The sequence below is a fragment of the Bradyrhizobium mercantei genome, from assembly GCF_001982635.1.
Classification (GTDB): Bacteria; Pseudomonadota; Alphaproteobacteria; order Rhizobiales; family Xanthobacteraceae; genus Bradyrhizobium; species Bradyrhizobium mercantei.
In genome coordinates this window covers 246,157-259,698 of the sequence record NZ_MKFI01000005.1, presented here as the reverse complement: position 1 = coordinate 259,698, position 13,542 = coordinate 246,157, and the positions used below count along the sequence as shown (strand labels likewise).

Here is a 13,542-nt window from a genome sequence, read left to right as displayed (position 1 = left end):
CGCGCCGCGGCAGGTATCACATAGGCAACACCGCGTCACGCGCCCGTCAAATGCGCGCAGACCGCTATTGACAGCGGCTCCTCAACTAGCCAAGTGAAGCTCCGTTTTTCAGCAAAATTCTGGGATGACCACGTTGGCCAAGTCCGAGCTCGGAACCAAGCGCATTTGCCCGACCACGGGCAAGAAGTTCTACGACCTCAACAAGAATCCGGTGATTTCGCCCTACACCGGTGAGGTCGTGCCGATCGCGCCGGTGGCCCCGCCGCGAGGCCGTGGCGCCACCGTCAGTTCGCCCGCGACCGCCGCCGACATGCCGGAGCCCGCCGAGGCCGAAGAAATGGTCTCGCTCGAGGAGGCCGATGCCGAGGAGAACACCGGCAAGGTCAAGGCCCAGGTTCCCGAATCCGAGGACGATATCGAGGTCGACGAGACCATCGATGACGATGACGACGACGATTCGACCTTCATCGCCGACGAGGAAGAGGGCGATGAGGACGTGACCGACATCATTGGTGACGTCGGCGGCGACGAAGAGACTTGATAGAAGAGACTTGAGATCGGCGCCGATCTATGATCAACGGTGCTGCCGCGCGAGTCGTCTAGGCCGCGCGGGCCGGGATTGATCCCCCAGGATCATCCCAACTGGATAAGGGGCCATAGCTCAGCTGGGAGAGCGCTTGCATGGCATGCAAGAGGTCGGCGGTTCGATCCCGCCTGGCTCCACCACGCTTCGCCCTTCGGGCTACGCGTGGCGCAGCCACGAGTTGCCTGAAGGGCGAAGCGTGGTGTCCGGCGTAGCCCGAAGGGCGAAGACGGACTGGTTCAACCGCCACTTCCTAAGTCCACTCCCGATCGTTAGGCTAAGCTGTCCCTGCTACGCGTGGCGCAGCCACGGGTTGCCTGAAGGGCGAAGCTGGCGTCCGGCGTAGCCCGACGGGCGAAGACGGACCGGTCGGTACTCCGGCAATTCGTGGATGCGAATGTGGTACGTCTACATCATCCGCAGCATCGACTTCCCTGATCAGGAATACGTTGGGGCCACCGAGGATCTGAAGCGACGGATTCCCGCGCACAACGCCGGCAAGTCCGCGCACACCTCAAAATTCAAACCTTGGCAGCTCGTCTGGTACTGCGCGTTCCCGGACAAATACAAAGCCCTGGCCTTCGAGAAATATCTGAAATCTCACTCCGGCCGCGCCTTCGCCAAAAAGCGCCTCTAGCCCCCGCCCGCTACTCCCCCAGCGCCGCATTCAGCCGGTCACGCAGCGCCACGATCTCATCCTTCATCGCCAGCAGTTCGCCGACCGAGCAGTCCGAGGCCGCGAGGATCGACTGCGGGACGGCCTTGGCCTTTTCGCGCAGTGCGTGACCCTGCGCGGTCAGCGCGATCAGCACCACGCGCTCGTCCTCGGTGCTGCGGGTCCGCTTGATCAGTTCCGCTGCCTCCAGCCGCTTCAACAGCGGCGTCAGCGTGCCGGAATCCAGGAACAGCCGCTCGCCGAGGTCCTTCACCGCCACGTCGTCGCGCTCCCACAGCGCGAGCATCACCAGATACTGCGGATAGGTCAGCCCGAGCCGGTCGAGCAGCGGCTTGTAGACGCGGTTGAAGGCGTGCGCGGTCGAATAGACCGCAAAGCAGATCTGGTTATCGAGCCGCAGCGCCTGATCCGCCGCCGTCTGTTTCCTGACCATGATTCCCATCGAATCCATCTCGTTTCCGGGTCATTCTGGGCTCACCGGACCGCGGATTCAATTGCGAACAATTAAATGTGAGACCGCATAATTTATATTGCGCACAATTCAATTGAGTGCAATACATAAACCGTCGAATTCAAACCCAAGCCCCAACCAAGGGAGACTGCGATGTCTGTGAACGTGCTCTACAAGACCAGCGCCAAGGCAACCGGCGGCCGCGACGGCCATGCGGCAACCCTCGACGGCGCGCTCGACGTCAAGCTGACGACCCCGAAGGAGCTCGGTGGCGGCGGTGGCGCCGGCAACAATCCGGAGCAGCTGTTCGCGGCTGGCTACGCCGCCTGCTTCATCGGTGCCATGAAGTTCGTGGCCTCGCAGGGCGGCCCGAAGGTTCCCGCCGACGCCTCGGTCACTTCGACGGTCGGCATCGGCCCGCGTTCGGAAGGCGGCTTCGGCCTCGCCGTCGACCTCGCCGTCTCGCTGCCCGGCCTGTCCCGTGCCGACGCCGAGGCGCTGGTCGAGAAGGCCCACCATGTGTGCCCCTATTCCAACGCAACCCGCGGCAATGTCGACGTCAAGCTGAGCGTCGTCTAATTCGGCTCTTGCCAATGGTCCGCCACGCCTTGCCGCGTGGCGGACCATTTTGTTTTGCATTCGAGATGCCAGTTCGCTCTTTCCAGTTCGCTTGCCAGTTCGCTTGGCGAACGCCCGTGCCGCCCGCTGCATGGGCCTGCGCAGACGAGAGCATTGCTGCCTCGCCTGAAGACCGCTAGCTCTGGGACCTCGTTTTTGATCCCAACTGAGCGAAGGTTGTTTCCATGAATACCCCAGCGGCTACGGGCGCGATGACCGGCCTGCGCGTGATCGATCTGACGCGCGTGCTCGGCGGCCCGTATTGCACCCAAATCCTCGCCGACCACGGCGCCGACGTGATCAAGGTCGAGCCGCCCGCCGGTGACGAGGTGCGCGACTGGGGCCCTCCCTTCCATGAGGAAGACGCGGCCTATTTCGTCGGCATCAACCGCAACAAGCGTTCGATCGGCCTCGACCTCGCCTCCGAAGGCGGCCGCGTTGTGCTGATGAAGATGCTCGAGACCGCCGACGTGCTGATCGAGAACTTCAAGCCTGGCACGCTCGACAAATGGGGTATCGGCAACGACGTGCTGCGCGAAAAGTTTCCGCGCCTCGTGCATTGCCGGATCTCCGGCTTCGGCGCCGACGGCCCGCGCGGCGGCAATCCCGGCTATGACGCGATCATCCAGGCGATGACCGGCATGATCGCCGCGACCGGCTCGCCGGAGAGCGGCCCGATGCGGATCGGCGTGCCGCTGGTCGACATCACCACCGGACTCTATGCCGCGATCGGCATCCTGATGGCATTGTCGGAACGGCAGCGCTCGGGGCTCGGCCAGTTCATCGAGACGACGCTGTACGAGACCGGGCTTGCGATCATGCATCCGCACACCGCGAACTATTTCATGCATGGCAAGCCACCGTCGCTCACCGGCAACGAGCATCCGAACCTCGTGCCTTACGCGATCTTCCCGACCAAGACCGACAACATCTTCATCGGCGTCGGCAATGACGGCACCTTCCGCAAGCTCGCCAAGGAGATCGGCAAGCCGGAGCTCGGCACCGATCCGCGCTTTGCCCGCAACAAGGACCGCATCGCCAACCGCGATGCGTTGCGGGTCGAGCTCGCCGCGGTGTTCAGCCAGCACGAGGCCGAACCGCTGTGCAACCGGCTGCTCGCCGCCGGCTTGCCGGCAGGCCCCGTGCAGAAGATCGACCAGGCGCTGACCAACCCGCACACGATCCATCGCGGCGACGTCATCGAGAAGGACTGGTACAAGGGCGTCGCCTCGCCGATCCGGCTCGAACGCACCAAGCCGAACCTGCGCCGCACGCCGCCGAAATTCAGCCAGCACGCTGCGGAAGTGCTGGGCGAGTTCGGCTACTCCAGGGATGAGATCAACGGCCTCCTCGACAAGGGCGTGGTCTGCGGTCCCCAGCGCAAGCGCTAGCAAATAACAGCCCACCGTGCGGTGCAACGTCACGTCCGGCGTTGCACCGGCATGGAGCCGACCGCGATCTCCGCCTTTTTTACCGCTTCCCTTTGTCGCGGCTTCCCCCCTACGATGGCTTTCGTTTATACGGTCATTTGAACGTCATCCGGCGCTGATAACGCGCGCAACGAAAGATGGTGTTCCAACCGGGAGGGGCTTTTGATGATTTTTCGACGATTAGGCGCTGCTGCTGTAGCCGCTGCTACGCTTGCATTCGCGTCGCCTGCATTTGCGGTGACCGAGATTCAGTGGTGGCACGCGATGACCGGCGCCAACAATGACGTCATCGTCAAGCTGGCCAACGACTTCAACGCCTCGCAGTCCGACTACAAGGTGATCCCGACCTACAAGGGCGGCTACGCCGACACCATGAACGCCGGCATCGCCGCCTTCCGTGCCGGCAACGCGCCGCACATCATGCAGGTGTTCGAGGTCGGCACCGCCACCATGATGGCCGCCACCGGCGCCGTGAAGCCGGTCTACAAGCTGATGGCCGACGCCGGCGAGAAGTTCGATCCGAGCGTCTATCTGCCGGCGATCACCGGCTACTACTCGACCTCGAAGGGCGAGATGCTGTCGTTCCCCTTCAACTCGTCGTCGACGGTGATGTGGGTCAATCTCGACGCGCTGAAGAAGGCCAACATCGCCGAGATTCCGAAGACCTGGCCGCAGGTGTTCGAGGACGCCAAGAAGCTGAAGGCCGCCGGCTACAATACCTGCGGCTTCTCCGGCTCGTGGGTCACCTGGGTCAATCTCGAGCAGCTCTCGGCCTGGCACAACGTGCCGCTCGCCAGCAAGGCCAACGGCCTCGACGGCTTCGACACCGTGCTCGAATTCAACGGCCCGCTGCAGGTCAAGCATCTCGAGAACCTGGTCGAGCTGCAGAAGGACAAGACCTACGACTATGCCGGCCGCACCAACACCGGCGAAGGCCGCTTCACCTCGGGCGAGTGCCCGATCTACCTGACTTCGTCGGCCTTCTTCGGCAACGTCAAGGCGCAGGCCAAGTTCAACTTCACCGCGGCGCCGATGCCGTATTATCCCGACGTCAAGGGCGCGCCGCAGAACTCGATCATCGGCGGTGCCTCGCTCTGGATCATGGGCGGCAAGTCGGCGGAGGAGTACAAGGGCGTCGCCAAGTTCCTGACCTTCCTCTCGGACACCGACCGCCAGGTCTGGATCCACAAGGCCTCGGGCTATCTGCCGATCACCAAGGCGGCCTATGCCAAGGCCAAGGAAGAGGGCTTCTACAAGGACCAGCCCTATCTCGAGACCCCGCTGCTCGAGCTCACCAACAAGGAGCCGACCGAGAATTCGCGCGGTCTGCGTCTCGGCAACATGGTGCAGCTGCGCGACATGTGGTCGGAGGAGATCGAGCAGGCGCTGGCCGGCAAGAAGACCGCCAAGCAGGCGCTGGACTCGGCCGTCGAGCGCGGCAACCAGATGCTGCGGCAGTTTGAAAAGACCGCCGTCCGCTGACATGATGGTTTGAGGCCATCAACCGGCAGGCCGCGACCAGCGGCCTGCCATTTCGTTAGAGATCATGCAAAAGCAAGCGATTTTCCAATCAAAGCTGTTGCCTTACGCGCTGGTTGCTCCGCAACTCGCGATCGTCCTGATCTTTTTCTACTGGCCGGCCGTGCAGGCGGTGATCCAGTCCTTCCTGCTGCAGGACGCCTTCGGCCTGTCCACGAGCTTCGTCTGGTTCGAGAACTATCTTGAGCTGTTCAAGGAGCCGGCCTATTTCGCCGCGATCGCCAGGACCTTCGCGTTCTCGTTCGCGATCGCGGTCTCCTCGCTGTCGTTTGCGCTGCTGCTCGCAGTCATGGCCGACAGGCCGCTGCGCGGCTCGACGCTCTACCGTACGCTTTTGATCTGGCCCTATGCCGTGGCCCCGCCGGTCGTCGGCGTGCTCTGGGTCTTCATGCTGCACCCCTCGCTCGGCGTGCTGTCGCGCTATCTGCGCGCCATGGGCGTCGACTGGAATCCGCTGCTCGACGGCAACCAGGCCGCAGCCCTGATCATCCTGGCCGCGGCGTGGAAGCAGATCTCCTACAATTTCCTGTTCTTCCTCGCCGGGTTGCAGAGTATCCCGAAGAGCGTGATCGAGGCCGCCGCGATCGACGGCGCGCGTCCGATGCGGCGGTTCTGGACCGTGATCTTCCCGCTGCTGTCGCCGACCATCTTCTTCCTGCTGGTGATCAACATCGTCTACGCCTTCTTCGACACCTTCGGCATCATCGACACGATGACCCGCGGCGGCCCCGGCAAGGCGACCGAGACGCTGGTCTACAAGGTCTATACGGACGGCCTGCTCGGCGGCAATCTCGGCTCCTCGGCGGCGCAATCGGTCATCCTGATGGTCATCGTCATCGTGCTGACCGGCATCCAGTTCCGCTTCGTCGAGCGCAAGGTGACCTACTGATGGTCGAGGAAGAGGGCTTCCAGCGCTATCTGGCTCACATCATCCTGTGGATCGGGATCGCGATCGTCGCCTTCCCGGTGTATCTCGCGATCGTCGCCTCGACCCAGGACAACGCCGTCATCGCCAACGGCCAGATGTCGCTGTTGCCCGGCGGCCATTTCTTCGAGACCTACTACCAGACGCTGTTTGTCGGCACGAGCGGCTCGACCCGCGAGCCGGTGCTCAACATGATGCTGAACTCGCTGATCATGGCGCTGCTGATCGCGGTCGGCAAGATCGCGATCTCGATCATCTCGGCCTACGCGATCGTCTATTTCCGGTTTCCGTTCCGGATGGCGATCTTCTGGACCATCTTCATCACCCTGATGCTGCCGGTCGAGGTCCGCATCTATCCGACCTACAAGATCGTCGCCGATCTGCATCTGCTCGATAGCTACGCCGGCCTGTCGCTGCCGCTGATCGCATCCGCCACTGCGACGCTGCTGTTCCGGCAGTTCTTCATGACGGTGCCGGACGAATTGCTGGAAGCTTCGCGGATCGACGGCGCGGGCCCGTTCCGCTTCTTCTGGGATACGCTGCTGCCGCTGTCGCGCACCAACATGGCCGCGCTGTTCGTGATCCTGTTCATCCTCGGCTGGAATCAGTATCTCTGGCCGCTGTTGATCACGACGCGCGACGACATGCAGACCATCCAGGTCGGCATCCGCAAGATGATCACCACGACCGACGCGCTGACCGAATGGCCTGTCGTGATGGCGACCGCGCTGCTCGCGATGCTGCCGCCGGTATTCGTCGTCGTCGTGATGCAGAAACTGTTCGTGCGTGGATTGGTGGAGACGGAAAAGTAGCTCATGGCAAACGTCACGCTGCGCAGCGTCCGCAAGACCTATCCCGGCGGCTTCGAGGCCATCAAGGGCGTCGATGTCGACGTCGGCGACGGCCAGTTCTGCGTGCTGGTCGGCCCCTCCGGCTGCGGCAAATCCACGCTGCTGCGCATGGTCGCGGGGCTCGAGACCATCACCGGCGGCGAGATCGACATCGGCGGCCGCGTCGTCAACCAGGTCGAGCCCGCCGATCGCGACATCGCGATGGTGTTCCAGAACTACGCGCTCTATCCGCATATGAGCGTCTACAACAACATGGCCTACGGCCTGCGCAACCGCGGCATGGCCGAAGCCGAGATCAGGACCCGGGTCGAGGAAGCCGCGCGCGTGCTCGAACTGTCGCCGATGCTGGAGCGCAAGCCGCGCCAGCTTTCCGGCGGCCAGCGCCAGCGTGTCGCGATGGGCCGCGCCATCGTGCGCCAGCCGAAAGTGTTCCTGTTCGACGAGCCGCTGTCGAACCTCGACGCCAAGCTGCGCATCGCGATGCGGGTCGAGATCCGCAAGCTGCAGCGCCGGCTCAACACCACCTCGATCTACGTCACCCACGACCAGCTCGAGGCGATGACGCTGGCCGACATCCTCGTGGTGATGAACGGCGGCCAGGTCGAGCAGATCGGCAATCCGCTGGAGATCTACCAGCGGCCTGCGACCACCTTCGTCGCCTCCTTCATCGGCGCGCCGCCGATGAACCTGATGCCGCTGCGCTCGGACGAGCTGACTTCCCAGATCGCGGGTGCCGACGGCGCCGGCATCGTCGGGATCCGGCCGGAGGATTTCGTGATCTCCGGCGAGACCGCGTCCGGCGGCGTCGCGCTCGGCCTGACGGTCGAGGCGATCGAGCATGTCGGCGCCGAGACGTTCGTCTATGGCAGCCGCCAGCGCGAGGAGCAGGGGGTTGCCGCCAATCCGGGCGAGTTGCCGCCCGGCGAGGTCATCGTCCGGGTTCCCGGCGCCACCGGCCCTGCGATCGGCGAACGGATCCGGGCGGTCGCTCCGCGCGACAAACTGCATCTTTTTACCGCTGATGGCCGGAAGCGGGTCGCCGGGTAACCGATCGAGAAGAATTTGCCCTCATGTTGCGGGCGTTTAGGCTGGTTTCGGGGCTGCTTGAACGCTATCCAGATCGCCCCCATATCCCTCACTGACCGGAGGCCAGACGGCCCGCCGGTTGCATGGGGCGCCGCAAGGGCCCCTCAAAGTCGCTTCGAGAGGACTTTGTAATGTCTCGTGTTCCATCGTTGTCCAGTCCGTTCCTTCTGGGATTCGACGAGATCGAGCGTGCGCTCGACCGCGTCGTGAAGGGCGCCGACGGCTATCCTCCGTACAATATCGAGCGGTGCGACCGTACCAACGGCCAGCCTGAGCGGCTGCGCATCACGTTGGCGGTGGCGGGCTTCACCCGCGACCAACTCGATGTAACTATTGAGGAAAATCAGCTCGTCATCCGCGGCCGCCAGCAGGACGACAAGGCTCGGCAATACATCCATCGCGGCATCGCCGCGCGCCACTTCCAGCGCACCTTCGTGCTGGCGGAGGGGATGCAGGTGCTGGGCGCGGATCTGAAGAACGGGCTGCTGTCGATTGACCTGGCCAGGCCAGAGCCTGAACGGGTCATTAAGACAATCGCTATCAATGAGCACGAATAATAGAAACAAGGAGCGGACTCGACCGCTTATCTGACTGAGGAGTCGAGACCATGAGTGAAGCGAGTATCATCTTCCAATCCGACAGCGTCACGCCGGAAGCACTGGCTCATCTGGGCGAGGGCCATATCGCCTATGTGAAGCAGGTCCGTTCCGAGGACGTGCCCGATCTCTTTCCGCAGGCGCCGAAGATCGCGCCGGGCCTCAAGCTGTTCGCACTGCATGCCGCCGATGGCACGCCGATCATGCTGACCGACAGCCGCGAAGCCGCGATCGCCAACGCCTGGAGCAACGAGCTGCAAGCCGTCAGCGTCCACTGACATCAGGCTGAATTCAGCATCCGCGAATTCAAATGCGCGGGCATGCCTCGACCTAAGGCGGCCCGCGCATTTTTTATGGCGATATGGTCGATGTGGTGAGCATCGGGCTCATGCTGAGCTGCACCTCGCCGGGCACGTTGTAGTCGCGCATCAGCATGCGATTGTTGCGCAGCCCGCAGGCCTCCCGCTGCACCACGAACATCCAGAGCGCATGGCCGGCTTCCTTCACCAGCGTACGCCGCGCCTGCTGTCTTGCTCCAGAGGGCGGATGCGCGGCGTCGAACTCACGCAGCTTGGCGAGCGCCTGTTCCAGCACGCGGCCCATCCGCCCAAGCGCGCTCGCACGTTCTTCGGCGAGCTCGTAGGCGAGAACGTCGACGGGAACACGATCAAGGCGAAAATCGCGGGACATCAGCCATCCCTGGTTCGCACGCGCAATGTTGCGCACGTCCGTCTTCCGGCGTCACCGGGTTGTTGTCAATAGGTGCCCGTGCCCTCGATCACGCCAGGCGAACGCTCGCTCAAGATGAGCAGTTCTTCTGCGCAGCTGTCGGCAGCGGGCCGTGGTCGCAGCTCCATTTTGCTCTGCACGGTTCCGTGCTGTAATCAATTCTCGTGAAACGGAATGCGACAAGGGAATTTCAGCAAGATTTATCCGCCACCACATCGATTGAAGGAGATGCGACCATGCAGAAGAGCTCGCTGATCAATCTCGTTGCTTCGGTGTCGATTTCCGTCCTGGCGACTGGTGTCGCGATTTCCGCGCAGGACAAATACAGTCTGCAAGTGCCGAACGGGCTCGCGTTCTCCGAGTTCAGGGGATACGAGGACTGGTCCGCGATTGCGATCAGCGAGAACGAAGGTGTGATCGCCGTGATCCTGGGCAATCCGGCGATGATCGGCGCTTACCGGGAGGGCGTGCCCGGCAACGGCAAGCCGTTCCCGGATGGCGCCAAGATGGCGAAGATTCATTGGATCCCGAAAAAGCAGGAGGCGTATCCAGGTCAGCCTACCGTGCCGGGCACCCAGCACGACGTCGATTTCATGGTGAAGGACAGCAAGAGGTTCGCCGATAGCGGCGGCTGGGGATACGGCGCATTCGAGTACGACGCGGCGACGGATGTGTTCAGGCCCGCCAACACGACCGACAATCCGCCGCAGGAAAACGACGCCAAGTGCGGCTATGCGTGCCACACCGTGGTGCAGAACCGCGACTATGTGTTCACCGAGTACGGCAAGAGGTAGCTGCCGGATCACGCAGGCTGACGCTGTGCCAACCGCAAGCGCAAATCCCTGCGCCTGCTGCCTGGTCGAGCTTGCTCGCGGATCATTCGATCAAGGCAAGTCGTGCTCCTCCGAAATGTCCCTGTTGGTGTAGTCGGGCATCAAGGCGGTCGCGATAATACTGACGACCGCGCAGAACAGAATGTAGAGCGCGATCGTGTAACCGGATCCGGTGGCCGCGAGCAGCGCGGTGGCGATCAGCGGTGCCGGTCCGCCTGATATCACCGAGGAGAGCTGATAGCCGATCGAGCAGCCGCTGTAGCGCAGCCGCGGGGTGAAGCACTCCGCGATCAACGCTGCCTGTGGTCCGTACATCAGGTCGTGCGGCACGAATGACAGCACGATGGCGATGAAGATCAGCACCGGCGCCGCAGTGTTGAGCAGGCCGAAATACACGAAGCCGAACAGCCCTGTGAGGACGGAGCCGATCAGATACATGCGCTTGCGTCCGATGCGATCCGACAGGTGCCCGGCCAGCGGAATCGTGACAAGCGACAGGACGCCGGCACAGATCAGGCAGATGAGCAGGAAGTCGCGATCCTGGTGGATCACCTGGGTGCCGTAGGCGAAGACGAAGGCGAGGTAGATATAGGCCGGCGCCTGCTCGGCCATCCGCGCCAGCGCCGCCAGAATGATCGACCGCGGCTGACGCTTGATCACCTCGAGGACCGGGACCCGCGCGACACGGTTCTCGGCCACGATACGGCGGAACGTCGGCGTCTCCATGATGCCGAGCCGGATGTAGAGCCCGATGGCAATCATCACGAGGCTGAGCAGGAAAGGAATGCGCCAGCCCCAGACCAGGAACTGATCGCCGGAAATGCGGCTGAACACCAGCACCGCGATGTTCGCCAGCAACAATCCGGCGGGACCACCGAGCTGCGGCCATGAGGTGATGAAGCCGCGATGCTGGTTGGTGCGTGCCCATTCCATCGAGAGCAACACCGAGCCGCCCCACTCGCCGCCGACGCCCACGCCCTGGATGAAACGGATGACGGTCAGGATGACCGCGCCCCAGATGCCGATCTGGTCATAGGTCGGGACGAGGCCGACCGCCGCGGTGGCAAGCCCGGTCAGGAGCAAGGTGGCGATCAGCGCGCCCTTGCGGCCGATGCGATCGCCATAATGGCCGAAGATCGCAGCACCGATCGGCCGCGCGATGAAGCCCACCGTGTAGATGGCGAATGCCTCCAGCACGCCGACAAGGGGATCGGACTTCGGAAAGAACAGCTTGCCGAACACGAGGCCGGTCACCGTGCTGTAGAGCAGGAAGTCGTACCATTCGATGGTGGTGCCGACCGTGCTGGCGATCAATGCGCGACGCAATTGCGCCTGGTGCTCGGCTTCCGGCAATGGGGTGGTTGCAATGTCCAATGTCGTCATGTGCATCTCCCTGGCCGACATATTCGGCCTTCTGGAATGCGTTGCGTCACCGTCCACGGCGGTGGACGATGCGAGCGATGCCCATTTGCTAGTTTGGTGGGGGCGGCGCCGCTGTTGCGCGGGTCGTGCCCATGCAGGGCCTCAGGAAGCCGGTCCCTGGATCGCGAGCGGCACAACCGATCGCCATCGCGGGAGTACGACATCCCTTATGACACGGTCTTGCAGGCCGAAATCTAGCCCTCCGGTCCGCCCGGTAAATTCGACCTTGGTCTGCCTCAACTCCCCGGACGCTCAGGCCAGTCGCGCGCGGATGTCCGGCTTCAGCACCTTGCCGACCTTGGAGCGCGGAAGATCGTCCCAGACCTCGATCTGCTTCGGCGTCTTGATGCTGCCGATCTGCTGCTTGACGAAAGCCGCAAGCGCAGTCGCATCGACGGTGTGGCCGGCACGCGGCTGCACCACGGCAACGATGCGCTCGCCCCATTTGTCGTCGGGCAACCCGACGACAGCACAATCCTGCACCGCCTCATGGGCGCGCAACGCGTTCTCGACCTCGATCGAGTAGACGTTGAAGCCGCCGGTGATGATCATGTCCTTGGCGCGGTCGACGATGTAGAGATAGCCGTCGCCGTCGATGTAGCCGATGTCGCCGGTATGGTGCCAGCCATGCACTGACGCTTCGCGTGTCGCTTCCGGGTTCTTGTAGTAGCCCTCCATGACAAGCGAACCGCGCACCACGATCTCGCCGCGTGATCCCACCGGCAACAGCTTGCCGTCGCCATCCATGATGCCGGCCTGCACCAGCGGGCCGATCCGCCCCGCCGACAACAGTCGCTCCATGGCGATGGTGCCGTCCGGATTGTAGTGATCGGCGGGTGCCATCATCGAGATCATCATCGGTGCCTCGGTCTGGCCGAACAGCTGCGCCATCGGTCCGATCCGCTGCAAGGCCTCCGCGAGCCGCGTCGCCGAGATCGGCGCGGCGCCATACCAGAAGCATTGCAGCGAGGAGCGATCAGTCGCGTCGAGCTTCGGATGATCGAGCAGCATGTAGATCACGGTCGGCGGCAGGAAGGTGTGGGTGACGCGATAGCGCTCGATCAGCGTGAGGAACTCGCCGATGTCAGGGTGATGCATGATCACGATCCGGCCGCCCAGCGTCATGATCGGGAAACACAGCACGCCCGCGGCGTGCGTCAGCGGCGCCAGCGCGAGATAGATCGGGCGTCCCTTGAACGGGTACCCCATCAGGGTCAGCGCAGTCATCGCCTCGATGTTGCGGCCCGAGAGCATCACGCCCTTCGGCTTGCCGGTGGTGCCGCCGGTGCCCGGGATCATCGCGAGATCGTCGATCGTGTCGCGCTGAAAGACATCATCGGCGAGCCCGCCGAGCCAGCGGTCGAAGGACGGGGCGAACGGCAACTCGGTATCGAGACAGACGAGCGTACGCAGCTTGGATAGATCCTGCCTCACGGCCTCGACCATCGGCGCAAAGCTCGAATGAAACAGCAGCAGGCGGCAATCGAACTGGTCGAGGATGAACCTGTTCTCGGCCGCTTCGTTGCGCGGATTGATCGGGCACCACACCGCGGCCGCGCGCGAGATGCCGAACACGCAGGCAAACGCGAGCGGATCGTTGCCTGAGAGGATCGCGACCTTCTCGCCGGGAGCGATGCCCGAGCGCGCGAGCCCACGCGCGATCCGGTAGCTCAGCCGCTGCACATCGCCATAGCTGAGGTCGCGCCCGTCCATGGTGAGGCACGGCGCGTCGGCGCCGAGCGAGGCACCCTTGTCGAGATAATCGATGAAGCGCATGGCGGGTCTCGCGAGAGGCGCGGGTGA

At 63.5% G+C, this 13,542-nt stretch carries 15 protein-coding genes and 1 tRNA gene; 12 read left to right on the top strand and 4 right to left on the bottom strand.

Annotation, left to right across the window (positions count from 1 at the left end; genetic code table 11):
* Positions 1 to 133: 133 nt before the first annotated feature.
* The 3 genes from BI327_RS23955 to BI327_RS23945 all read left to right on the top strand — a co-directional run bounded on the left by BI327_RS23955 (position 134) and on the right by BI327_RS23945 (position 1,220).
* Positions 134 to 541, top strand: a complete 408-nt coding sequence (locus BI327_RS23955; protein ID WP_028337537.1) for a TIGR02300 family protein — start codon at positions 134 to 136, stop codon at positions 539 to 541.
* Between the two features lie 109 nt (positions 542 to 650).
* Positions 651 to 726 (top strand) — tRNA-Ala (locus BI327_RS23950).
* 254 nt (positions 727 to 980) lie between these two features.
* A complete protein-coding gene (locus BI327_RS23945; RefSeq protein WP_076863572.1) occupies positions 981 to 1,220 on the top strand; it encodes a GIY-YIG nuclease family protein in 240 nt (79 codons plus the stop codon).
* 10 nt (positions 1,221 to 1,230) lie between these two features.
* Here the strand turns inward: BI327_RS23945 and BI327_RS23940 are convergent, their stop codons facing one another.
* Positions 1,231 to 1,692: a MarR family winged helix-turn-helix transcriptional regulator gene (locus tag BI327_RS23940; RefSeq protein ID WP_076864259.1), complete on the bottom strand. Its 462-nt coding sequence runs from the start codon at positions 1,690 to 1,692 to the stop codon at positions 1,231 to 1,233.
* A 171-nt stretch (positions 1,693 to 1,863) separates the two neighbouring features.
* Here BI327_RS23940 and BI327_RS23935 point away from each other — a divergent pair, with 171 nt between their 5' ends.
* The 8 genes from BI327_RS23935 to BI327_RS23900 all read left to right on the top strand — a co-directional run bounded on the left by BI327_RS23935 (position 1,864) and on the right by BI327_RS23900 (position 9,033).
* Positions 1,864 to 2,289: an organic hydroperoxide resistance protein gene (locus BI327_RS23935; RefSeq protein ID WP_076863571.1), complete on the top strand. Its 426-nt coding sequence runs from the start codon at positions 1,864 to 1,866 to the stop codon at positions 2,287 to 2,289.
* 224 nt (positions 2,290 to 2,513) lie between these two features.
* Positions 2,514 to 3,719, top strand: coding sequence for a CaiB/BaiF CoA transferase family protein (locus tag BI327_RS23930; RefSeq protein ID WP_076863568.1), 1,206 nt, complete (start codon positions 2,514 to 2,516; stop codon positions 3,717 to 3,719).
* A 204-nt stretch (positions 3,720 to 3,923) separates the two neighbouring features.
* On the top strand, positions 3,924 to 5,240 hold the full coding sequence (ugpB, locus tag BI327_RS23925) for a sn-glycerol-3-phosphate ABC transporter substrate-binding protein UgpB (RefSeq protein ID WP_076863567.1): 1,317 nt from the start codon (positions 3,924 to 3,926) through the stop codon (positions 5,238 to 5,240).
* Positions 5,241 to 5,304: 64 nt separating this feature from the next.
* Entirely contained in the window at positions 5,305 to 6,186 is an 882-nt protein-coding gene (ugpA, locus tag BI327_RS23920) for a sn-glycerol-3-phosphate ABC transporter permease UgpA (protein WP_076863566.1), read from the top strand.
* Complete coding sequence (ugpE, locus tag BI327_RS23915; protein WP_076863565.1) at positions 6,186 to 7,034, top strand: sn-glycerol-3-phosphate ABC transporter permease UgpE; 849 nt, start codon at positions 6,186 to 6,188, stop codon at positions 7,032 to 7,034. Before ugpA ends, ugpE begins: the two co-directional genes overlap by 1 nt.
* Before the next feature lie 3 nt (positions 7,035 to 7,037).
* Positions 7,038 to 8,120 carry a sn-glycerol-3-phosphate import ATP-binding protein UgpC gene (locus BI327_RS23910; protein WP_076863564.1) on the top strand — a complete coding sequence of 361 codons (1,083 nt, stop codon included), beginning with the start codon at positions 7,038 to 7,040 and terminating at the stop codon, positions 8,118 to 8,120.
* A 170-nt stretch (positions 8,121 to 8,290) separates the two neighbouring features.
* Positions 8,291 to 8,716 (top strand): Hsp20 family protein, encoded by a 426-nt coding sequence (locus BI327_RS23905; RefSeq protein WP_021082592.1) that lies wholly within the window; start codon positions 8,291 to 8,293, stop codon positions 8,714 to 8,716.
* A 50-nt stretch (positions 8,717 to 8,766) separates the two neighbouring features.
* Positions 8,767 to 9,033 (top strand): BQ00720 family protein, encoded by a 267-nt coding sequence (locus tag BI327_RS23900; protein WP_021082591.1) that lies wholly within the window; start codon positions 8,767 to 8,769, stop codon positions 9,031 to 9,033.
* A gap of 73 nt (positions 9,034 to 9,106) precedes the next feature.
* Here BI327_RS23900 and BI327_RS23895 read toward each other — a convergent pair whose 3' ends face one another.
* The gene (locus tag BI327_RS23895; protein ID WP_076864258.1) at positions 9,107 to 9,445 is read right to left on the bottom strand and encodes a DUF6665 family protein; all 339 of its coding nucleotides are present in this window, start codon (positions 9,443 to 9,445) and stop codon (positions 9,107 to 9,109) included.
* A 275-nt stretch (positions 9,446 to 9,720) separates the two neighbouring features.
* Here BI327_RS23895 and BI327_RS23890 point away from each other — a divergent pair, with 275 nt between their 5' ends.
* A complete protein-coding gene (locus BI327_RS23890) occupies positions 9,721 to 10,278 on the top strand; it encodes a cytochrome P460 family protein (RefSeq protein ID WP_076863562.1) in 558 nt (185 codons plus the stop codon).
* A gap of 90 nt (positions 10,279 to 10,368) precedes the next feature.
* Here the strand turns inward: BI327_RS23890 and BI327_RS23885 are convergent, their stop codons facing one another.
* Both BI327_RS23885 and BI327_RS23880 read right to left on the bottom strand, forming a co-directional pair.
* Positions 10,369 to 11,700, bottom strand: coding sequence for an MFS transporter (locus tag BI327_RS23885; protein ID WP_076863560.1), 1,332 nt, complete (start codon positions 11,698 to 11,700; stop codon positions 10,369 to 10,371).
* 291 nt (positions 11,701 to 11,991) lie between these two features.
* Positions 11,992 to 13,515, bottom strand: a complete 1,524-nt coding sequence (locus tag BI327_RS23880) for an AMP-binding protein (protein WP_076863558.1) — start codon at positions 13,513 to 13,515, stop codon at positions 11,992 to 11,994.
* Positions 13,516 to 13,542: the final 27 nt, after the last annotated feature.

Coding starts and splice junctions, on each gene's coding strand:
- BI327_RS23890 (WP_076863562.1), top strand. CDS start 9,721: ATGCAGAAGAGCTCGCTGATCAATCTCGTTGCTTCGGTGTCGATTTCC.
- BI327_RS23905 (WP_021082592.1), top strand. CDS start 8,291: ATGTCTCGTGTTCCATCGTTGTCCAGTCCGTTCCTTCTGGGATTCGAC.
- BI327_RS23900 (WP_021082591.1), top strand. CDS start 8,767: ATGAGTGAAGCGAGTATCATCTTCCAATCCGACAGCGTCACGCCGGAA.
- ugpA (WP_076863566.1), top strand. CDS start 5,305: ATGCAAAAGCAAGCGATTTTCCAATCAAAGCTGTTGCCTTACGCGCTG.
- BI327_RS23895 (WP_076864258.1), bottom strand. CDS start 9,445: ATGTCCCGCGATTTTCGCCTTGATCGTGTTCCCGTCGACGTTCTCGCC.
- ugpE (WP_076863565.1), top strand. CDS start 6,186: ATGGTCGAGGAAGAGGGCTTCCAGCGCTATCTGGCTCACATCATCCTG.
- ugpB (WP_076863567.1), top strand. CDS start 3,924: ATGATTTTTCGACGATTAGGCGCTGCTGCTGTAGCCGCTGCTACGCTT.
- BI327_RS23945 (WP_076863572.1), top strand. CDS start 981: ATGTGGTACGTCTACATCATCCGCAGCATCGACTTCCCTGATCAGGAA.
- BI327_RS23885 (WP_076863560.1), bottom strand. CDS start 11,700: ATGACGACATTGGACATTGCAACCACCCCATTGCCGGAAGCCGAGCAC.
- BI327_RS23940 (WP_076864259.1), bottom strand. CDS start 1,692: ATGGTCAGGAAACAGACGGCGGCGGATCAGGCGCTGCGGCTCGATAAC.
- BI327_RS23935 (WP_076863571.1), top strand. CDS start 1,864: ATGTCTGTGAACGTGCTCTACAAGACCAGCGCCAAGGCAACCGGCGGC.
- BI327_RS23910 (WP_076863564.1), top strand. CDS start 7,038: ATGGCAAACGTCACGCTGCGCAGCGTCCGCAAGACCTATCCCGGCGGC.
- BI327_RS23930 (WP_076863568.1), top strand. CDS start 2,514: ATGAATACCCCAGCGGCTACGGGCGCGATGACCGGCCTGCGCGTGATC.
- BI327_RS23880 (WP_076863558.1), bottom strand. CDS start 13,515: ATGCGCTTCATCGATTATCTCGACAAGGGTGCCTCGCTCGGCGCCGAC.